This window comes from Pseudomonas sp. 18175, assembly GCF_050432925.1.
Taxonomy (GTDB): Bacteria; Pseudomonadota; Gammaproteobacteria; order Pseudomonadales; family Pseudomonadaceae; genus Aquipseudomonas.
This window is the reverse complement of record NZ_JBKFTO010000006.1, coordinates 275,842-297,276: the sequence shown is the minus strand read 5'-3', so window position 1 is coordinate 297,276 and position 21,435 is coordinate 275,842. Positions and strand designations below refer to the sequence as shown.

Sequence of the window (21,435 nt, the reverse complement as noted above, 5' to 3'; positions counted from 1 at the left end):
CCGTGCAGCGCATCTACATCGGCATGGGCAGCAACCTGGCTGCCCCGGACCAGCAATTGCGCAGTGCTATCGAAGCACTGGGGCAATTGCCCGGCACCACTGTCGCCGGCGTCTCCGCCTTTTATCAAAGCGACTCCCTGCTCCCGGGCCAACCGCGCTACACCAACGCGGTTGCTGCCCTGGACAGCAGCCTTGCGCCGCCGGACCTACTGGATGCCTTACAGGCCATCGAAAACGACCAAGGCCGCGAACGCCTTGAGCGTTGGGGCCCACGCACACTCGACCTGGATATCCTGCTGTTCGGCGACCGCCTGATCGACGAGCCGCGCCTCAAGGTGCCGCATTACCAGATGCACGTGCGAGCGTTTGTGCTGTATCCGTTGGCGGAACTGGTGCCCGACAACTTCGAGTTGCCTGATGGCCAGCGCCTCAGCGATTTGCTGGCAGCCTGCCCGTTTGTCGGCCTGGAGCGCATCCTCACGGCCTGATGCTATCCCTGTGAGCGGGCTTATGTGGGAGCGGGCTTGCTCGCGAATGCGGTGTATCAGCCAGCACATGTGGCGACTGACACTCCGCCTTCTCGAGCAAGCCCGCTCCCACATTGGATCTTCGGCGCAGTACAAAAACTGCGCTCCACCAGCTGAATCGCATCAGTAACAGGGGTAACACCCCACGCGTAACAATGCGGTAACACATCCAATTGACTTCCCGCCCCCTCCTCACGACTATAGGCGTCCCGCTGCCGCCAACCCGGCGCTAAAGGGCGCAATCCAGGCCTTATAAGCACTGCTTTCAAGACAGTGCGCCTGTGTAAACGAAGACTCACGCGCGTTACTCGCTGTTTCCAAGCGCCTGAACGAGGACCCTTTTCATGCCAGACGTTACCCTGACCACCTTGCAGAGCCTCAAGCTCAAAGGTGAAAAAATCACCATGCTGACCTGCTACGACGCCACCTTTGCCCACGCCAGCTGCCAGGCCGGGGTTGAGGTGTTACTCGTAGGCGATTCCCTCGGCATGGTTCTTCAAGGGAATGACAGCACCCTGCCTGTGACCACCGACGAACTGGCCTACCACACCGCCAGCGTCAAGCGCGGCAACGATGGCGCGTTCATCATTGCCGACCTGCCGTTCATGGATTACGCCACCCTTGAACAAACCTTCCTGAACGCTGGCAAGCTGATGCGTGCCGGTGCGCACATGGTCAAGGTGGAAGGCGCCCTATGGCTGGCCGAATCGATCCGCCTGCTGGCCGAGCGCGGTGTGCCGGTGTGCGTGCACATGGGCCTCACGCCGCAGTCGGTGAATATCCTCGGCGGCTACAAGGTACAAGGCCGCAATGAGGCTCAGGCGCGCCAGATGCGTGCCGACGCCATCGCCCTGGAGCAAGCCGGCGCAGCGATGATCCTGCTGGAGTGCGTGCCTAGCGAGCTGGCAGCCGAAATCACCCAGGCCGTTAAAGTGCCAGTCATCGGCATTGGCGCGGGCGCGGCCACCGACGGCCAAGTACTGGTGTTGCACGACATGCTCGGCCTGTCGATCACCGGCCGCATGCCGAAGTTCGTGAAAAACTTCATGACCGGCCAGGACAGCATCCACGCTGCGTTGAGCGCCTACGTCGCCGAAGTCAAAGGCGTGACCTTCCCGGGCGCCGAACACGGATTCTCTGCATGAACACCGTAAAAACCCTACGTGAACTGCGGGCAGCTGTAACCCACGCCCGTAACGCCGGAAAACGCATTGGCTTCGTGCCCACCATGGGCAACCTGCACAGCGGCCATGCCACCTTGGTGACCAAGGCTGCACAACAGGCAGACTTCGTGGTTGCCAGCATCTTCGTCAACCCGCTGCAGTTTGGCGCCGGCGAAGACCTGGACAAGTACCCCCGCACCTTGGCCGCCGACCAAGAAAAGCTGCTGCAAGCCGGCTGCAACCTGTTATTCGCACCCACCGTCGAGGAAATGTACCCCGGCGGCACCACAGGCCAGACTCGCGTCAGCGTCCAGCAGTTGTCCGAAGGCTTGTGCGGCGCCAGCCGTCCAGGGCACTTCGAAGGCGTGGCGACGGTGGTCAGCAAGCTGTTCAACATGGTTCAGCCGGACATCGCCGTGTTTGGCCAGAAGGACTATCAGCAGTTGGCCGTAATCCGTGCAATGGTCCATGACCTCAACATGCCGATCCAGATCATCGGCGAGCCCACCGTGCGTGCCGACGACGGCTTGGCGCTGTCGTCGCGCAACGGCTACCTCAGCGAAGAACAACGGGCCATCGCGCCGGTGCTGTACCGCAGCCTCAGCCAGATGGGCGCGGCGATCACCGCAGGTGACCACGACTTCGCCAAGCTGCGTGCCGAACAGGTCCTCCAGATCGAAGCCGCCGGGTTGCGTATGGACTATCTCGAAGTACGCCAAGGCGTGCATCTGCGGCCGGCCACCGCCGAAGATCGCGACATTGTGATCCTGGTAGCCGCCTATCTGGGCGCCACCCGCCTCATCGACAACCTGCACCTGAACCTCAACTGACCCCCTCCCCGCTGTGCCGGTATAAAAAAGTACCGGCCACAGCGCAGACAAAGCCAAGACATATTCCCACGCTAGGTTTAATGTAATCGCCCTGCGCTTATAGTTAGCGCTGTCCGGAACCCAGCCCTTGATGAAAGACTGGATGTTCCGGGCTTAGAAGTGTCCTAAAGGCAGTCCCCGTAATAAAAGGAAACCCGCAGCGATGGCGTACTACCGCACTCCTCATGACGTTACCGCTCTGCCCGCCTGGCAAGCGCTTAATCAACACCGCCAAGCCATGCAGGATTTCAGCATGCGCGAAGCGTTCAATGCCGATCCCCAGCGTTTTTCCCAATTCACTTTGAGCAGCTGCGGACTTTTCCTCGATTACTCGAAAAACCTGATCACCAGCGAAACCCGTGACCTGCTGGTGGGCCTGGCCAAGGAAGTCAATCTCAAAGGCGCGATCGACGCGCTGTACGCCGGCGAGCCGGTCAACTCCTCCGAAGGCCGCCCGGCCCTGCACACTGCGCTGCGCCGCCCGGTGGGCGACAAGCTGTCGGTCAATGGCGTGAACATCATGCCGGACGTGCACAAGGTGCTAAACCAGATCACTGATCTGGTCGGCCGCATCCACGACGGCCTGTGGCGTGGCTATACCGAAAAACCGATCACTGACGTGGTGAACATCGGTATCGGTGGCTCCTTCCTGGGCCCGGAGCTGGTGTCCGAAGCGCTGTTGTCCTACGCCCACAAAGGTGTGCGCTGTCACTACCTGGCGAACATTGACGGCAGTGAGTTCCACGAGCTGACCATGAAGCTGCGCGCCGAGACCACACTGTTTATCGTCTCGTCGAAATCGTTCAACACCCTGGAAACCCTGAAGAACGCCCAGGCTGCTCGCGCCTGGTACCTGGCCCAGGGTGGTTCGGAAGCCGAGCTGTATCGCCACTTCATCGCTGTATCAAGCAACAATGCAGCGGCCGTGGCCTTCGGCATCCGTGAAGAAAACATCTTCCCGATGTGGGACTGGGTCGGCGGGCGTTACTCGCTGTGGTCGGCCATCGGCTTGCCAATCGCCCTGGCTATCGGCATGTCCAACTTCAAGGAACTGCTGTCCGGTGCCTATACCATGGACCAGCACTTCCAGAACGCGCCATTCGAAGCCAACATGCCGGTGCTGCTAGGCCTGCTGGGTGTGTGGTACGGCAACTTCTGGGGCGCGCAGAGCCATGCGATCCTGCCGTACGACCACTACCTGCGTAACATCACCAAGCACTTGCAACAGTTGGACATGGAATCCAACGGCAAGAGCGTGCGCCAGGACGGTACGCCAGTGGCCACCGATACCGGCCCGGTGATCTGGGGCGGCGTCGGTTGCAACGGCCAGCATGCCTACCACCAGTTGCTGCACCAAGGGACCCAACTGATCCCGGCCGACTTCATCGTGCCGATCGTCAGCTTCAACCCAGTGTCCGACCACCACCAGTGGCTGTACGCCAACTGCCTGTCCCAAAGCCAGGCGCTGATGCTCGGCAAGACCCGCAGCGAGGCCGAAGCTGAACTGCGCGACAAGGGCATGGCGGAAGACGAAGTGCAGAAGCTGGCTCCGCACAAGGTGATCCCGGGCAACCGTCCGAGCAACACCCTGGTGGTGGAACGCATCAGCCCACGTCGCCTGGGCGCCCTGGTAGCCATGTATGAGCACAAGGTGTTCGTGCAGAGCGTGATCTGGGGCATCAACGCCTTCGACCAATGGGGCGTGGAGCTGGGCAAAGAGCTGGGCAAGGGCGTTTACAACCGCCTGACCGGCACTGAAGAAAGCCTGGCTGATGATGCTTCGACCCAGGGCCTGATCAACTACTTCCGTGGTCGTCACCGCGGCTAAGGTTGATCCCGCAAGGCCAACGTCCGTTTGGACGTTGGCCTTGAACCCTCCTCCCACTGCGTGCATCTTTATGACTTGTCGCTAAAACAAGAATAAGGACCGCACATGTTCGATATCAGCACATTCCCTGCCGCCGATGCCGTGCGCCGGGCTGCGCAGCTCAGCCAAGCGGACTACCAGCGCCTCTATCGCCAATCCATCGAGCAACCCGATACCTTCTGGGCCGAGCAGGCCAAGGGCTTTCTCGACTGGACCAAACCCTGGCATACCGTCCACAGCTCAGACATCAACACCGGTGCCGCCCAATGGTTTGCCGGTGGCCAGCTCAACGTCAGTTACAACTGCATCGACCGTCACCTGGCCGAGCGTGCCGATCAGCCTGCCTTCATTTGGGAGGGTGATGATCCTGCAAAATCCGCCAAAATCACCTACCGCCAACTTCATCAAAACGTCAGCCGCCTGGCCAATGTGCTGAAAAGCCGCGGGGTGAAGAAAGGCGACCGTGTGTGCATCTACATGCCGATGATCCCGGAAGCGGCCTACGCCATGCTGGCCTGCACCCGCATTGGCGCGGTGCATTCGGTAGTGTTTGGTGGCTTCTCGCCGGATGCCCTGCGTGACCGCATCCTTGATGCCGACTGCCGTACGGTGATAACCGCCGACGAAGGTGTTCGCGGTGGCAAGCCCGTGGCGCTGAAACAGAACGTCGACAAGGCTCTGGCCAGTTGCCCGAATGTAAGTACCGTGCTGGTGGTGGCGCGTACCGGCGCAAACGTGAACTGGAGCGAAGGTCGCGACCTCAAGTACCAACAAGCCGTTGAAGCGGCCAGCGACGACTGCCCACCCGAGCCGATGGACGCCGAAGACCCGCTGTTCATCCTCTACACCTCCGGCAGCACCGGCAAACCCAAGGGCGTTCTGCACACCACCGGTGGCTATCTGCTACAGGCGGCGATGACCTTCAAGTACGTGCTCGACTACCGCGATGGCGAAGTGTTCTGGTGCACCGCGGATGTGGGCTGGGTCACCGGCCACAGCTACATCGTGTACGGCCCACTGGCCAACGGTGCGACGTCGCTGATGTTCGAAGGCGTGCCGAGCTACCCGGACAGCTCGCGCTTCTGGCAGGTTATCGACAAGCATCAGGTGAATATCTTCTATACCGCGCCCACCGCCCTGCGCGCCTTGATGCGCGAAGGCCATGGCCCGCTGGAGAATACCTCCCGCGCCAGCCTGCGCCTGCTGGGCAGTGTCGGCGAACCGATCAACCCGGAAGCCTGGGATTGGTATTTCAACGCAGTCGGCGAACAGCGCTGCCCGATCGTGGACACCTGGTGGCAGACCGAGACCGGCGGCATCATGCTCAGCCCGTTGGTCAGCGCCCAGCACATCAAACCGGGCTGCGCGACCCAGCCGATGTTTGGCGTACAACCCGTGCTGCTGGACGAACAGGGCAAACCATTCAACGGCGCCGGCAGTGGCGTGCTAGCGATCAAGGCGAGCTGGCCTGGGCAGATCCGCAGCGTGTACGGCGACCCGCAGCGCATGATCGACACCTACTTCAAACCCTACCCCGGTTACTACTTCACCGGCGACGGCGCACGCCGCGATGAAGACGGCGACTACTGGATCACCGGGCGTATCGACGATGTGATCAACGTGTCCGGCCACCGCATCGGCACCGCCGAGGTAGAAAGCGCGCTGGTGCTGCACGACCAGGTCGCCGAAGCCGCCGTGGTGGGTTACCCCCATGACGTCAAGGGCCAGGGCATCTATGCCTTTGTCACGCCCATGAACGGTGTGGAACCCAACGATGCGCTGAAAAAACACCTGCTGGAGCTGGTGAGCAAGGAAATCGGCAGCTTTGCCAAGCCGGAACTGATCCAATGGGCACCCGCCCTGCCCAAAACCCGGTCCGGCAAGATCATGCGCAGGATTTTGCGCAAGATCGCCTGCAACGAACTGGATAGCCTGGGTGATACCTCAACCCTGGCCGACCCAAGCGTGGTGGACGGCCTGATCGACAAACGCCTGAACCGATAGGAAACCCTTAAGTCGCCATGGAATTTATCCGCAGCCGCATCGAAAACCAGCTGATGAGCCTCACCGGTCTGTCGCTGGGCCAACTGGACCTGGAAAACCCCAAGGGCGACCCAGGCCTGTTCGGGCCGGACTCGGTGAGCTGGCAAGTCCATGGCGATTTCAGCAGCATGCTCATCGGCGGCATCAGCGCGTTGATGCTGCAAGCCTTGCACCCGTTGGCCCTGGCGGGCGTGTGGGACCATTCCAACTTTCGTCAGGACATGCTCGGGCGGTTGCGGCGCACGTCGCAATTTATCTCCGGCACCACGTTTGGCTCGCGGCGTGATGCCGACTGGTTGATTGAAAAAGTACGCACCATTCACCTACAAGTGGTTGGCCATGCACCGGATGGTCGACCTTATGCGGCCAGCGACCCGGAGTTGCTGACCTGGGTGCATGTGGCGGAGGTCAGCAACTTCCTGGCCGCACACCTGCGCTATCGCAACCCTCATCTCTCGGGCCGCGATCAAGACCGTTACTACAGTGAAATCGCCCTGGTGGCCGAACGGCTGGGCGCGCTGAATGTTCCACGCTCACGGCAGGAAATTTCGGATTATCTGGAGCGCATCCGACCTCAGTTGCTGTGCGACGATCGCAGCCGCGAAGTGTTGCGCCTGCTGCTCAACGCGCCCTCTCCCAGCACGATGGCCAAGCCCTTTGGCGCCTTGATGATGCAGGCCGGCATTGACCTGCTACCGGATTGGGCCAGCGCCATGCTCGATCAGTACCAGAGCCCGCTGCAGCGCCAGATGGTCCGCGCCGGGGTCAAGCGCAGTGCGCCACTATTGCGCTGGGCGATGCGCAATGGTTCGGTGCAACGCGCCCATCGACGGATGGGGTTGATGTAGGCAACCCCGCATAACTGGTAAACTTCGCGCCCTCTTTTCCCAGCAAGGCGCGCTCCATGTCTCCCCTGAATCAGGCGCTGCGCGCCGCCCTCAATCATCGTCAAGACCTGATCAACGAGTTACACGCCCAAGGCACCGATTGCTATCGGTTGTTCCATGGCAGCCAAGAAGGTGCCGGTGGCCTGACTATCGATCGCTACGGCCCGCAATTGCTGGTGCAAAGCTTTCACCAGTCCCTGCAAACCGAGGAACTGCTGGAGCTGCATCAACTGATCAACCAGTACATGGGCCTGGAATTGCTGCTGGTGTACAACGACCGCGCCCGTGGCAACTCGCGCATCGACCGCGAAGACACGGTGTACCGCGCCGATCCTGCGGCGCTGGAAGACCTGGTCGGTCATGAGTGGGGGCTCAATTACCGTGTGCGCGGGCGACATGCCGGACAGGACCCATTGCTATTCCTCGACCTGCGCAACACCCGTGGCTGGGTTAAAGAGCACAGCGCTGGCAAAAGCGTGCTGAACCTGTTCGCCTACACCTGTGGCGTAGGCCTCAGTGCCGCCGCTGGCGGAGCGCGGGAGGTATGCAACCTGGACTTCGCCGAGGGCAACCTGGCGGTCGGGCGCGAGAACGGCCTGCTTAACCCTGAGTTGCCAGCCATGGAATTTGTGCAGTCCGACTACTTCCCGGCGATTCGCCAACTGGCCGGCCTGCCGATCACCCAGAGGCGCGGGCAAAAACTGCCGAGTTATCCACGTTTGGAACAACGCCAGTACGACCTGGTGCTGCTCGATCCCCCAGCCTGGGCCAAGAGCGCATTCGGCACCGTCGACCTGCTTCGCGATTACCAGAGCCTGCTCAAGCCTGCACTACTGGCCACTGCCGACAATGGCGTACTGATTTGCTGCAATAACCTGGCAAAAGTCAGCATGGATGATTGGCGTGAGCAGGTTCTACGTTGCGCGGAGAAAGCCGGGCGCCCGGTACGCGACTGGCAGATCATGACGCCGGGCGCGGATTTTCCTTCACAAGACCAACAACCACCGCTAAAAACATTGATACTCCAGCTGTAGGACGTTTCCCAAGAGCCTGGATCTTCGGAACCGAAAACCCGTGCCATACTCCAAGGCACTCCTGTTCGACATAGATGGCGTCACCCATGCCCAAAGGATTGATTCGCGCCATCGGCGCCTTGTTGACCGCAGTTGCTCTGTACAGCCTGCTGGGCTTCCTGATTTTGCCCGGCATTGCCCTTCGCATTGCCAATCAGCAACTGGCCAATTACGCCACGGTGCCAGCGCGCATCGAGCGTATCGAGCTCAACCCGTTCAGCTTGGAACTGACGGTATGGGGCTTGAAAATCGGCGAGCCTGGCAAGGAGCAGGTGGGTTTTGAGCGTCTCTATGCCAACCTGCAGATCGACAGCTTGTGGACGCGCGCGCTGCACTTGGCCGATGTGCAATTGGACCAGCCCAAGACTGAAGTGCGGTTCGACAAGTCAGGCCAACTGAACCTGGCGCAGCTGTTCAAGCTGCCGCCCAGCGAGCCAACCCCGGCCAATCCTGACGCCAAACCCTTCCCGCTGCGTATCGACGGCATCAAGCTGGCCGGCGGCTATGTGCACTTCGAAGACTTGCGCCCCAGCGAACCCATTGAATTTCTCTACGACAAACTCGATTTCGAGCTGAAAAACCTCAGCACCTTGCCCGAAGACAATGCGGACATGACTCTGGTCGCCGCAGGCCCGGAAGGTGGGCAGATCGACTGGAAGGGCAATTTCAGCCTGGTGCCGATCACCTCCGAAGGCACGCTGAAAGTCACCGACGGCAAGATGAAGGCCTGGTGGCCGTACGTGCGCGATGCATTGCCATTGGTGCTTGAAGATGGCGTGCTCAATTTCAGTACCGAATATAAGTTCAGCCTGGCCAAAGAGACCGAGCTGAACCTGACCAACACCGCCGCCAGCATCGCACCGTTTGCCATCAAGGCCCCCGATGGTCGGCCCCTGGTACGCCTGGAGCGTCTGGACGTCAGCGAAACCACCGTGGACCTGGCCAAGCAACAAGTGGTGGTCGGCAAGATCCGCAGCAATAAGCTGGAAACCTGGGCCGCCCGCGAAGCCGATGGGCAACTGGACTGGCAGAAACTGTTCGCCAGCCAACCGAGCAAACCGGCCCAGGCGCCGGAGCCAGCCACGGCACCGGCCACCGCCGACTCTCCAAAACCCGCACCTGCCGCCCCGAGCAAACCTTGGCAAGTGCTGCTCAAGGATGTGCAACTGCGCAACTATCAGGTGCACTTGGCGGACCGTCAGGCCAAGCCTGCAGTCGCGTTGGAACTGGGGCCGTTGAATGTCGATGTACAGAACTTCGATAGCCTCAACCAGAGCCCGTTTTCCCTCAAGATCGACAGCGGCCTGGGCAAACAGGGCAAGATCGCAGCCACCGGCGAGGTCAACCTCAACCCGGTCAGCGCCAAGCTGAAAGTGACCACTCAGGACATCGACCTTCGCGTGGCACAGTCCTATATCAGCCCGTTCATTCGCCTGGAACTGCGCAGCGGCATGCTCGGCAGCAACCTGGATGTGAACCTCAAGAGCACTGAGCCACTCAAGCTCCAGGTCACAGGCCGGGCACAGGTCGATCAACTGCACACCCTCGACACCCTCAAGACTCGCGACTTCGTCAAATGGCAGCGCGTGGTGGTGGAGGGCTTGAACTATCAGCACGGCGACAGCCTGTCGATCGACAAGGTCAACCTGCTGCAACCCTATGCACGCTTCATGATCAATGATGACCGCACCACCAACGTCGATGACTTGCTGATTCCACAACCACCCGACAAAGGTCCAAAAGCTGCCAGCAATGAAAAGCCATTGGGTATACGTATCGGGCAGATTGCGATCAACGACGGTTCGGCGAACTTCGCCGACTTCAGCCTCACGCCCAACTTTGCCACCGCGATCCAACAACTCAACGGGCAAATCGGCACCATCGACAGCCGTCAGGCCAAGCCAGCTAGCGTCGATATCAAGGGTAAGGTTGACCGCTATGCACCGGTGACCATCAAGGGCAGCGTGAACCCCTTTGACCCGATGGCGGCACTGGATATTGCCACCAGCTTCAAGCGCGTCGAGCTGACTACGCTTACGCCCTACTCCGGCAAGTTCGCCGGGTTCCGTATCCGCAAGGGCCGTCTTAACCTCGACCTGCATTACGTGATCACCAAGGGCCAGTTGAAGGCCGAAAACAAAGTGGTGGTCGAGCAACTGCAACTGGGCGAGAAAGTCGACAGTGCCGACGCTGTGGACTTGCCGATTCGCCTGGCGATTGCACTGCTCAAAGACAGCGACGGCAAAATTTCCATTGAACTGCCAGTAACGGGTGACTTGAATAACCCGCAATTCAGCGTGATGCCGATTGTGTGGCAAACCCTACGTAACCTGGTGGTGCGCGCGGCCACGGCACCGTTCAAGTTCATTGGCGGGCTGATTACCGGAGGTGGCGCAGAAGACCTTGGCAACGTGTCCTTCGCCCCGGGCTCGAGCGCCTTGAGCAAAGACGCCGAAGGCGCCCTGAACACCCTGGCCAAAGCATTGAAAGAACGCCCTGCCCTGCGCCTGGAAATCGAAGGCACTGCCGCTGCCAGCAGCGACGGTCCATTCCTGGCGGCTGAGCGCCTGGAGCGGGAATACCAGTACAACTACTACAAGATTCTTCAGCGCCGAGGGGAGAAGGTTCCAGCCCAGGCGTCGTTACTTGTGGTGCCGGAGAAGGAAAAAGCACCGTTGCTTGAAGGCATCTACCGTACACGCTTGAAACAGCAGCCACCGGCCGAATGGAAAGACCTGAGCGATGACGAGCGTGCCGCGAAGCTGCGTGACGGCGTGATCAAGTTCTGGAGCACCAGTGATGTGCTACTGCGTCAACTGGGTCAAGACCGTGCCAGCACAATCAAGGACTATCTGGTGGATAAAGGCCAGCTGGAAGATGACCGGGTGTACTTCATTGATGCCAACCTGGGGCAGGCTGAGAAAGATGGCAGCGTGGTGACACCGTTGCATCTGGNCCAGCACAATCAAGGACTATCTGGTGGATAAAGGCCAGCTGGAAGATGACCGGGTGTACTTCATTGATGCCAACCTGGGGCAGGCTGAGAAAGATGGCAGCGTGGTGACACCGTTGCATCTGGATGCTGAATAGCGTCCAGACAATACAGTTCTAAATGTGGGAGCGGGCTTGCTCGCGAATGCGGTGATTCAGTCGACTAATTCGTTAGCTGACACTCCGCCTTCGCGAGCAAGCCCGCTCCCACATTGGCCCCCAATTATCCCGACATCTTTCCTCCAACCACAAAAAAACAGGCCCCGACACGAATGCCGGGGCCTGTAGTGACCACATCCCTGTGATCGATCGCATGAACACGTGAGGTGCATTGAGTGGATATCTAGCTCACTCGTTGCCGCCGACGCTTGGTTCAAAGCGATAAGTGAAGCGTTACTCTGCTTTCAGGCCATCGGCCGATACAGCTTTAACGCCTTTGATTTTCTTGGTGATGTTCACCGCCGTGGTTTTCTGCGCTTCGGTCACTGGAGCAGTCGACGACAGGGAAACTACACCTTTGTTGGTTTCAACTTTGATGTCGGTGCCAGGGATGCCTTTTTCGGTAACCAGATCAGCCTTCACTTTGGTGGTGATCCAGGTATCGGACGTAGCGCCTTTAGCGTCAGCGGCTGCGACCTTGGTTTTGTCTACGTTGTCAGCTTTGTAGGCGCCACCGGCATACAGGCTGTCAGCAGAAACAGCTTTCACGCCTTTGATTTTCTTGGTGATCGCTACAGCCGTCGCTTTCTGCGACTCCGAGATCTCTACGTCAGAGGACAGGGTCACTACACCTTTGTTGGTTTCGACCTTGATGTCCGAACCTGGAATGCCTTTTTCCGTCAGCAGATCAGCTTTGACCTTAGTGGTGATCCAAGTGTCCGAGGTGGACTCCTTGGCTTTGGTCACTTCACCAGAGGCCAGAGTCATAGGCGCTTGGGAAGTTTGAGCAAAGGCTACGTTAGCAGCCATGGCCAGGGTCAGAGCGGTAGCAGTAGCGAATGCGAACTTCTTCATACGTGTAACTCCTGTTTTATTAAAAGTCTGCAGTGACTAAACCTTGATGCTGCAGCGTTAACAGGGATGTTGCAGGCGCTGTGCCAAGTCTTTAACACCCATAAAACCTATATAAAACAATAACTTATAAAAAACATCGATTTTCAGAATCGTGCAACTTGCATGAACCCCATCGTGCTTGCATGCAAGTTGCGGCTTTTGCCTGGGTGTAAACGGCTGATTTCACTTCACTTTCCTGGCCCCATAAAAAAAGGACTCCGAAGAGTCCTTTTATTCAGCGTAAGCCTTGGGGTGATTAAACGCCCGAAGCCTTGGCTGCTGCTACGTCCTTGATGGACAGCTTGATACGGCCGCGGTTGTCCACGTCCAGTACCAGTACTTCCACTTCCTGGCCTTCTTTCAGAATGTCGGTCACTTTCTCAACGCGAGCGTCGCTCAGCATGGAGATGTGAACCAGACCGTCTTTGCCCGGCAGGATGTTGACGAATGCGCCGAAGTCGACGATACGCTCAACCTTACCCACGTAGATCTTGCCGATCTCGGCCTCAGCGGTGATACCCAGAACGCGTTGACGTGCAGCTTCAGCCGCTTCCTTGGTTTCGCCGAAGATCTTGATCGAACCGTCGTCTTCGATATCGATCGAAGCCTTGGTCTCTTCGCAGATCGCACGGATAGTCGCGCCGCCTTTACCGATAACATCACGGATTTTGTCGGTGTCGATTTTCATCGCAATCATGGTCGGAGCATTTTCCGACAGCTCGGTACGGGACTGACCAATGATCTGGTTCATCTGGCCGAGGATGTTCAGGCGCGCTTCCAGGGCTTGGCCCAGGGCGATTTCCATGATCTCTTCGGTGATGCCCTTGATCTTGATGTCCATCTGCAGCGCGGTAACACCTTTGGCGGTACCGGCTACTTTGAAGTCCATGTCGCCCAGGTGGTCTTCATCACCCAGGATGTCGGTCAGGATGGCGAACTTCTCGCCTTCTTTAACCAGGCCCATGGCGATACCGGCAACCGGCGCCTTCATCGGCACACCAGCGTCCATCAGTGCCAGGGATGCACCGCAAACGGAAGCCATGGAGCTGGAACCGTTGGACTCGGTGATTTCCGACACAACACGGATGGTGTACGGGAATACGTCAGCTGCAGGCAGCATGGCCTGTACCGAACGACGCGCCAGACGGCCGTGACCGATTTCGCGGCGACCAGCGCCCCCCATGCGACCACACTCGCCCACCGAGAACGGAGGGAAGTTGTAGTGCAGCATGAACGGGTCTTTTTTCTCGCCTTCCAGGGTGTCCAGCAGCTGTGCGTCGCGGGCGGTGCCCAGGGTCGCAACTACCAGGGCCTGGGTTTCACCACGGGTGAACAGCGCCGAACCGTGAGTCTTCGGCAGAACGCCGACTTCGATGTCCAGCGGACGTACGGTGCGGGTGTCGCGGCCGTCGATACGTGGCTTGCCGTTTACGATGTTTTCGCGAACGGTGCGGTATTCGATCTCGCCGAAAGCAGCTTTGACTTCGCTGGAGGAAGGCTGGCCTTCTTCACCGGACAGCTTGGCTACAACCTGGTCCTTCAACTCGCCCAGGCGAGCGTAACGGTCAGCCTTGACGGTGATGGTGTAGGCGTCGGAGATGGCAGCGCCGAACTCGGAGCGGATAGCGCCCAGCAACTCGGTGGCTTCGGCTTGTGGAGCCCAAGCCCAAGTAGGCTTGGCAGCTTCGGCAGCCAGCTCGGTGACAGCCTTGATAACAGCCTGGAACTCGTCGTGGGCGAACAGTACGGCGCCCAGCATTTGGTCTTCGGTCAGCTCTTTGGCTTCCGACTCAACCATCAGAACGGCTTCCGAAGTACCGGCAACGACCATGTCCAGGCTCGATGCTTTCAGTTGCTCGTAAGTCGGGTTCAGCAGGTAGCCGGTGCTTTCGTGGAAAGCAACGCGGGCTGCGCCGATCGGGCCATCGAAAGGAATGCCGGAGATAGCCAGGGCAGCCGAGGTACCGATCATCGCAGCGATGTCCGGATCGGTCTTCTTGCTGGTGGAAACGACGGTGCAGACAACCTGCACTTCGTTCATGAAGCCTTCTGGGAACAGCGGACGGATCGGACGGTCGATCAGTCGGGAAGTCAGGGTTTCTTTCTCGGAAGGACGGCCTTCGCGCTTGAAGAAACCGCCAGGGATCTTACCGGCAGCGTAAGTTTTTTCCTGGTAGTGAACAGAAAGAGGGAAGAAGCCTTTGCTTGGGTCAGCGGTCTTTGCGCCAACAACGGTCACCAGTACGGTAACGTCGTCGTCAACGGTAACCAGCACTGCGCCGGAGGCTTGACGGGCGATGCGGCCTGTCTCGAGGGTAACGGTCGACTGACCGAACTGGAATTTTTTGATAACCGGGTTCACGGTGTCCTACCTTCTTTGTGGCTCTTGGGGAACTTGTCTTCTTGCGAAATTCTTGGGCAATGCTGGGAATCGGCCCAACCCTCGTCCAGGGTAAAACGTGTATCCAGATAAAACTTGAGGCTGGGAGCCTGCCATGGGCCAGCGGGAATCCCACTGACACACGGCAGACAACCAACCTCTAGCGCAATCGCTTATTAGCGACGCAGACCCAGGCGACCGATCAGAGTCTGATAACGACCCAGATCCTTGCCTTTCAGGTAGTCCAGCAGCTTACGACGCTGGTTTACCATGCGGATCAGACCACGACGGGAGTGGTGGTCTTTACCGTTGGCCTTGAAGTGACCTTGCAGCTTGTTGATGTTGTGGGTCAGCAGTGCAACTTGCACTTCTGGCGAACCAGTGTCACCAACAGCTTGCTGATAGTCAGCAACGATTTGTGCTTTTTCTTGAACGTCGAGAGCCATGAGGCAATCCTTTTATCAGGAAACTGTTTCAAAGAAACAGCTTCAACAGGCCAGGGACAAATCCCTGTATCTAAAAATGAGGAAGTGACCGTGCCTGTTAACAGCCACCCTCGTTCGGTCATTCTGACCGAATCAGTCGACGCGGCGCGATGCGCCCGTCTTCGCTCACTTCACCGATACCGATAAAGCGACCGTTGTGATCTTGTACCCGCACCATACCGAACTTCGGTGCATCCGGAGCGCGTACCGGTTGGCCGTTGAGCCAGTAGAACGCGCTGTGCTCCGAAAAGTGCAGCAATGGCCAATCCAGCAAACCGCTGTCGGACGGCATCAGGAAGCGATCAACCGCTTCGTTGCCACCTTCGGCGTGCACCGCTTCCAACTCTTCCAGCGTGACCGTCTGGGCCAGGGTGAAAGGGCCGGCCTGTGTGCGCCGCAGTTCTGCAACGTACGCGCCGCAACCGAGCTGTTCACCAATATCTTCCACCAGGGTACGGATATAAGTGCCTTTGCTGCAGTCCACGGCCAAGCGTGCGGTGTCACCTTCACAGGCGAGCAATTCCAAGCGCGCAATAGTAACAGAACGCGGTTCACGCTCCACTACTTCGCCCGCACGTGCCAGCTTGTAAAGAGGCTGCCCATCCCGCTTTAGTGCCGAGTACATCGGCGGTATCTGACTGATTTGCCCACGAAAAGCGGGTAAAGCAGCCTCGATATCAGCACGACCAACGGTCACGTCGCGAACCTGTAAAACATCACCTTCGGCGTCGGCCGTGGTAGTGGTCTTGCCCAGTTGCATCAGGGTTTCGTAACCCTTGTCGGAATCGAGCAGGTATTGCGAAAACTTGGTGGCCTCGCCAAAGCACAATGGCAGTACGCCAGTGGCCAGGGGGTCGAGGCTGCCGGTGTGCCCGGCCTTCTCGGCATTGAGCAGCCAGCGGACCTTCTGCAACGCCGCATTGGAGGTAAAACCAATGGGTTTATCGAGCAGAATGATGCCGCTGACGTTGCGACGGATACGTTTGACCTGAGCCACCGCTTACTCCTTGGCGTCTTCAGGTGTGGACGGGTGCTGGCTGTCTTCCGCCACGGCGCGCTCGATCAATGCCGACAGATGCGCACCACGCACGACGCTCTCGTCGTAATGAAAGTGCAACTGAGGCACGCTGCGCAGCTTCATTTCACGGGCCAACTGCATGCGCAGGAAACCTGCGGCCGAGTTGAGCACCTTGATGCTTTGCGCGATTTCTTCGCTGTTGTCCTGCCCCATCACGGTGATGAAGATCTTGGCGTGACCCACGTCACGGCTCACTTCAACCGCGGTGATGGTGACCAGGCCAACGCGCGGGTCTTTGACTTCGCGACGGATCAGTTGGGCCAGCTCGCGCTGCATCTGATCGCCGATACGTTGGGTACGGCTGTATTCTTTTGCCATGTCTTGTTACCTGTTACTGCCACACGGTGAAACCCGTGGGGTCTGAAAGCGGCAAACGCCCGGCCTGACAAAAGCCAGACCGGGCGTTGCGTTTAGAGTCCGTACGCTGCGCGGGGCATTTGCATGCCCACGCGCCGCGTGGCTCCGGAAGTGTGCGAGTTAGAGGCTGCGAGCAACCTGAACCTTCTCGAAGACTTCGATCTTGTCGCCAACCTTGACGTCGTTGTAGCTCTTGACGCCGATACCGCATTCCATGCCGGCACGCACTTCGGAAGCGTCATCCTTGAAGCGGCGCAGGGATTCCAGCTCGCCTTCGAAGATAACGATGTCTTCACGCAGTACACGGATTGGACGGTTACGGTACACGGTGCCTTCGACAACCATGCAACCGGCGATCGCACCGAATTTCGGCGAGCGGAACACGTCACGCACCTCGGCGATACCCAGGATGTTCTCCCGAACGTCGCTGCCAAGCATGCCGGTGAGGGCTTTCTTGACGTCTTCGATGATGTCGTAGATGACGTTGTAGTAACGCATGTCCAGGCCTTCCTGCTCGACGATCTTGCGAGCGCCAGCATCGGCACGCACGTTGAAGCCGAACAGTACAGCGTTGGAAGCCAGTGCCAGGTTGGCGTCGGACTCGGTGATACCACCGACACCGCCACCGACAACGCGCACTTGCACTTCGTCGTTACCCAGGCCGTTCAAGGCGCCGTTCAACGCTTCGAGAGAACCACGTACGTCAGATTTGAGGACGATGTTAAGCGTCTTCTTCTCTTCCTGGCCCATGTTCTCGAAGATGTTTTCCAGCTTGCCTGCGTGAGCACGAGCCAGTTTGACTTCACGGAACTTGCCTTGACGGAACAGAGCCACTTCACGGGCTTTCTTCTCGTCGGCAACCACGCTCATCTCGTCGCCAGCGTCCGGGGTACCGTCCAGGCCGAGGATCTCGACCGGGATAGCAGGACCTGCTTCCTTGATTGGCTTGCCGTTCTCGTCGAGCATGGCACGTACACGGCCGTAGTTCGAACCGACCAGGACCATGTCGCCTTGGCGCAGGGTACCGTCTTGAACCAGAACGGTCGCAACCGGGCCACGGCCCTTGTCGAGGCGGGATTCAACCACAACACCACGGCCAGGAGCCGATGGAGTAGCAGTCAGTTCCAGCACTTCGGCTTGCAACAGAACAGCTTCAAGCAGTTCGTCAACGCCAGTACCCATCTTCGCGGAGACTGGTACGAATGGAGTGTCACCACCCCACTCTTCGGATGTCACGCCGTGAACCGACAGTTCGCTACGGATGCGATCGAGATCGGCGCCCGGCTTGTCGATTTTGTTCACAGCAACTACCAACGGAACGCCAGCTGCCTTGGCATGCTGAACGGCTTCGATGGTTTGTGGCATCACGCCGTCGTCGGCTGCAACCACAAGGATCACGATGTCAGTCGCCTTGGCACCACGGGCACGCATTGCGGTAAACGCGGCGTGACCAGGGGTGTCGAGGAACGTCACCATGCCACGGTCAGTTTCAACGTGGTACGCACCGATGTGCTGGGTGATACCACCGGCTTCGCCAGCAGCAACCTTGGCACGACGAATGTAGTCGAGCAGGGAAGTTTTACCGTGGTCAACGTGGCCCATTACGGTCACAACCGGAGCACGGGAAACTGCCTCACCTTCAAACTTCAGGGACTCGGCCAAGGAATCTTCCAGGGCGGTGTCGCTGACCAGGGTCACTTTGTGGCCCAGCTCCTCAGCAACCAGTTGGGCAGTTTCCTGATCCAGTACCTGGTTGATGGTGGCTGGAGTGCCCAGCTTGAACATGAACTTGATGATTTCAGCTGCCTTGACCGACATCTGCTGGGCGAGATCGCCAACAGTGATGGTCTCGCCGATCTTCACTTCACGCACGACAGGGCCGGTTGGGCTCTGGAAACCGTGGGCGTTGCGTTTTTTCAGCTTGGCCTTGCCGCGACCACCACGACGGAAGCCATCGCTTTCTTCGTCGGTAGTACGTGGGGCAACGCGCGGAGCAGGCGCTTTCTCTTTGACCGAGGCACGATGCGGAGCGTTTTTACGCTCGCCATCGCCGCCACCGCCGCGACGATTGTTATCGTCTGCACGTGGCTTGTCTGGGCGACGAGGTTCGTCACGCTTGCGAGCGTCAGCAGCAGGCGCTGGTGCAGCGGCAACCGGAGCGGCCTCACGCACAGCTTCAACTGGGGCGCTTGGCGCGGCTACTGCTTCAGCAGTAGCAGGTTGCGCAGCAGCAGGCTGGCGACGCGCTTCTTCTTCGGCGCGGCGCTTGGCTTCTTCTTCAGCCTTCTGACGAGCAGCATTTTCTACTGCGCGACGTTCTTCCAGCTCGCGTTTGCGCTCGGCTTCGATTTCTTCCGGGCTGCGCTGTACGAAGACTTTCTTCTTACGTACTTCAACGCTGATGCTCTTGCTACCAGCAACACGCAGGGTGCTGGTGGTTTTGCGCTGCAATGTAATCTTGCGCGGTTCTTCCACTTTCGCCTTGTGGCTGCTCTTCAAGTGAGTCAGCAAAGACTGCTTCTCACTATCGCTCACACCTTCATCGGCGGCGGTGTGCGGCAGACCTGCCTCACGCATCTGCTGCAACAGGCGCTCTACCGGTGTTTTGACCTCATCGGCCAGTTGTTTCACCGTGACTTGCGTCATGCACTTCTCTCCTCAGGCCGCGCCTAGTTACTCGAACCAATGGGCTCGGGCGGCCATGATCAACTTGCCGGCACGATCATCGTCAATGCCGTCGATGTCGAGCAGATCGTCAATAGACTGCTCGGCCAGGTCTTCGCGGGTAATTACGCCGCGCACCGCCAGTTCCATCGCCAAATCCTTGTCCATACCCTCAAGCGAGAGCAGGTCTTCGGCCGGATGGGCGTCTGCCAGCTTTTCCTCAGTAGCGATGGCTTTAGTCAACAAACGATCCTTGGCCCGAGCGCGAAGCTCGTTGACGGTGTCTTCGTCAAAGCCGTCGATGTTGAGCATTTCTTCCAACGGTACGTAGGCAATCTCTTCCAGACTGGTGAAGCCTTCATCTACCAGCACCTGTGCCAGGTCTTCGTCGACTTCCAACTCGTCGATGAAGTTGCGCAGGATGTCACCGGTTTCAGCTTGCTGCTTAGCCTGGATGTCCGATTCGGTCATCACGTTCAGGGTCCAACCGGTCAGTTGGCTGGCCAGACGCACGTTCTGACCACCACGACCAATGGCCTGAGCCAGATTGTCTGCGCCAACGGCGATGTCCATTGCATGGGCATCTTCGTCAACGATAATTGCCGCCACTTCAGCCGGCGACATGGCGTTGATCACGAACTGCGCCGGGTTATCGTCCCACAGGACGATGTCCACACGCTCACCGCCCAACTCGCCCGACACTGCCTGGACGCGCGAACCGCGCATACCGATGCAAGCGCCTTGCGGGTCGATGCGTTTGTCTTTGGAGCGAACCGCGATCTTGGCGCGTGAACCCGGGTCGCGGGACGCAGCCATGACTTCGATCAGGCCTTCGGCGATCTCCGGCACTTCAATACGGAACAGCTCGATCAGCATTTCCGGCGCGGTACGCGACAGGATCAACTGAGGGCCGCGGTTCTCGGTGCGGATTTCCTTGAGCAGCGCACGCAGACGCACGCCAACACGGAAGGTTTCGCGAGAAATGATGTCCTCACGGGCCAGCAACGCTTCAGCGTTGTTGCCCAGGTCGACAATCACGTTGTCGCGGGTGACTTTTTTCACGGTGCCAGAGATGATTTCACCCAGGCGCTCGCGATAAGCGTCAACGACTTGAGCGCGCTCGGCTTCGCGAACCTTCTGCACGATGACCTGCTTGGCGGTCTGTGCAGCAATACGGCCGAACTCGATCGACTCGATCTTTTCTTCAACGACATCACCGACCTTGGCGCCAGGGTGCGTTTCGGCAACCTTGCTTGGCCAGGTTTCGATGGCCGGATCATCAAGATCGGCTTCTTCAACGACCGTCCAGCGACGGAAAGTCTCATAGGCACCGGTGTGGCGGTTGATTTCCACACGCAGATCAACTTCGTCTTCAAAACGCTTTTTGGTAGCAGTGGCCAGGGCCAGCTCCAGCGCTTCAAAAATCACGTTTGCCGGTACGCCCTTTTCATTGGATACCGACTCAACAACCAGCAGTACTTCTTTGCTCATCGTACGCCTCGCCTTTCGCAAGCCATTGGATCCGCGGGATCCGCGTCTCAGTCAAAACTGGGAATAATGTTGGCCTTGTCGATCATATCGATCGGCAACAGGAACTCATGGTCTTCTACCTGCACCACGACATCCTGCTCTTCTACACCGCGCAGAAGGCCCTGAAAGTTGCGTCGCCCTTCAAAGGGAGACCGCAGCTTGATCTTCACTTGTTCACCGGCAAATTTTGCAAACTGATCAATAGTGAACAGTGGGCGTTCCATGCCTGGCGAGGAAACTTCGAGGGTGTATTCAACGGAAATCGGATCTTCAACATCCAGGACACCGCTGATCTGACGGCTGACAATGGCACAATCGTCCACCAGCACGCCGCCCTCTTTATCGATATAAACGCGCAACATTGAGTGGCGACCTTGAGCCGAAAACTCAATACCCCAGCATTCATAGCCTAGGGCCACGACCACCGGGGCCAGCAAGGCCTGCAACTCTTCTAGCTTGCTCGACACC

16 protein-coding genes are annotated in these 21,435 nt (G+C 58.8%); 8 read left to right on the top strand and 8 right to left on the bottom strand.

Annotation, left to right across the window (positions count from 1 at the left end; all coding sequences use genetic code 11):
• Window positions 1-2: 2 nt before the first annotated feature.
• The 8 genes from folK to ACLD1Y_RS11115 all read left to right on the top strand — a co-directional run bounded on the left by folK (window position 3) and on the right by ACLD1Y_RS11115 (window position 11,416).
• Complete coding sequence (gene folK / locus ACLD1Y_RS11150) at window positions 3-488, top strand: 2-amino-4-hydroxy-6-hydroxymethyldihydropteridine diphosphokinase (RefSeq protein ID WP_429478042.1); 486 nt, start codon at window positions 3-5, stop codon at window positions 486-488.
• Window positions 489-871: 383 nt separating this feature from the next.
• Window positions 872-1,672 carry a 3-methyl-2-oxobutanoate hydroxymethyltransferase gene (gene panB / locus ACLD1Y_RS11145; RefSeq protein WP_429478040.1) on the top strand — a complete coding sequence of 267 codons (801 nt, stop codon included), beginning with the start codon at window positions 872-874 and terminating at the stop codon, window positions 1,670-1,672.
• Window positions 1,669-2,520 carry a pantoate--beta-alanine ligase gene (gene panC, locus ACLD1Y_RS11140; RefSeq protein ID WP_429478038.1) on the top strand — a complete coding sequence of 284 codons (852 nt, stop codon included), beginning with the start codon at window positions 1,669-1,671 and terminating at the stop codon, window positions 2,518-2,520. The genes panB and panC overlap by 4 nt, the downstream gene beginning before the upstream one ends.
• A gap of 202 nt (window positions 2,521-2,722) precedes the next feature.
• A complete protein-coding gene (gene pgi, locus ACLD1Y_RS11135) occupies window positions 2,723-4,387 on the top strand; it encodes a glucose-6-phosphate isomerase (RefSeq protein ID WP_429478036.1) in 1,665 nt (554 codons plus the stop codon).
• Between the two features lie 105 nt (window positions 4,388-4,492).
• Window positions 4,493-6,430: an acetate--CoA ligase gene (acs, locus tag ACLD1Y_RS11130; protein ID WP_429478034.1), complete on the top strand. Its 1,938-nt coding sequence runs from the start codon at window positions 4,493-4,495 to the stop codon at window positions 6,428-6,430.
• Between the two features lie 17 nt (window positions 6,431-6,447).
• Window positions 6,448-7,317: an oxygenase MpaB family protein gene (locus ACLD1Y_RS11125; protein ID WP_429478032.1), complete on the top strand. Its 870-nt coding sequence runs from the start codon at window positions 6,448-6,450 to the stop codon at window positions 7,315-7,317.
• A gap of 56 nt (window positions 7,318-7,373) precedes the next feature.
• Window positions 7,374-8,390 carry a class I SAM-dependent rRNA methyltransferase gene (locus ACLD1Y_RS11120; protein WP_429478031.1) on the top strand — a complete coding sequence of 339 codons (1,017 nt, stop codon included), beginning with the start codon at window positions 7,374-7,376 and terminating at the stop codon, window positions 8,388-8,390.
• An 86-nt stretch (window positions 8,391-8,476) separates the two neighbouring features.
• Window positions 8,477-11,416, top strand: coding sequence for a DUF748 domain-containing protein (locus tag ACLD1Y_RS11115; RefSeq protein ID WP_429478029.1), 2,940 nt, complete (start codon window positions 8,477-8,479; stop codon window positions 11,414-11,416).
• A 397-nt stretch (window positions 11,417-11,813) separates the two neighbouring features.
• On the opposite strand, the gene ACLD1Y_RS11110 is transcribed toward ACLD1Y_RS11115, so the two are convergent.
• The 8 genes from ACLD1Y_RS11110 to rimP all read right to left on the bottom strand — a co-directional run bounded on the left by ACLD1Y_RS11110 (window position 11,814) and on the right by rimP (window position 21,434).
• A complete protein-coding gene (locus tag ACLD1Y_RS11110; RefSeq protein WP_429478027.1) occupies window positions 11,814-12,434 on the bottom strand; it encodes a BON domain-containing protein in 621 nt (206 codons plus the stop codon).
• Window positions 12,435-12,729: 295 nt separating this feature from the next.
• Window positions 12,730-14,835: a polyribonucleotide nucleotidyltransferase gene (gene pnp / locus ACLD1Y_RS11105; protein WP_429478025.1), complete on the bottom strand. Its 2,106-nt coding sequence runs from the start codon at window positions 14,833-14,835 to the stop codon at window positions 12,730-12,732.
• Between the two features lie 194 nt (window positions 14,836-15,029).
• Window positions 15,030-15,299, bottom strand: coding sequence for a 30S ribosomal protein S15 (rpsO, locus tag ACLD1Y_RS11100; RefSeq protein WP_003177875.1), 270 nt, complete (start codon window positions 15,297-15,299; stop codon window positions 15,030-15,032).
• 118 nt (window positions 15,300-15,417) lie between these two features.
• On the bottom strand, window positions 15,418-16,335 hold the full coding sequence (gene truB, locus ACLD1Y_RS11095; RefSeq protein WP_003176136.1) for a tRNA pseudouridine(55) synthase TruB: 918 nt from the start codon (window positions 16,333-16,335) through the stop codon (window positions 15,418-15,420).
• Between the two features lie 3 nt (window positions 16,336-16,338).
• Entirely contained in the window at window positions 16,339-16,734 is a 396-nt protein-coding gene (gene rbfA / locus ACLD1Y_RS11090) for a 30S ribosome-binding factor RbfA (protein ID WP_003176137.1), read from the bottom strand.
• Window positions 16,735-16,893: 159 nt separating this feature from the next.
• Window positions 16,894-19,419, bottom strand: a complete 2,526-nt coding sequence (infB, locus tag ACLD1Y_RS11085; protein WP_429478021.1) for a translation initiation factor IF-2 — start codon at window positions 19,417-19,419, stop codon at window positions 16,894-16,896.
• Window positions 19,420-19,446: 27 nt separating this feature from the next.
• Complete coding sequence (gene nusA, locus ACLD1Y_RS11080) at window positions 19,447-20,928, bottom strand: transcription termination factor NusA (RefSeq protein WP_008057419.1); 1,482 nt, start codon at window positions 20,926-20,928, stop codon at window positions 19,447-19,449.
• A 47-nt stretch (window positions 20,929-20,975) separates the two neighbouring features.
• Complete coding sequence (rimP, locus tag ACLD1Y_RS11075; protein ID WP_003235029.1) at window positions 20,976-21,434, bottom strand: ribosome maturation factor RimP; 459 nt, start codon at window positions 21,432-21,434, stop codon at window positions 20,976-20,978.
• Window position 21,435: the final 1 nt, after the last annotated feature.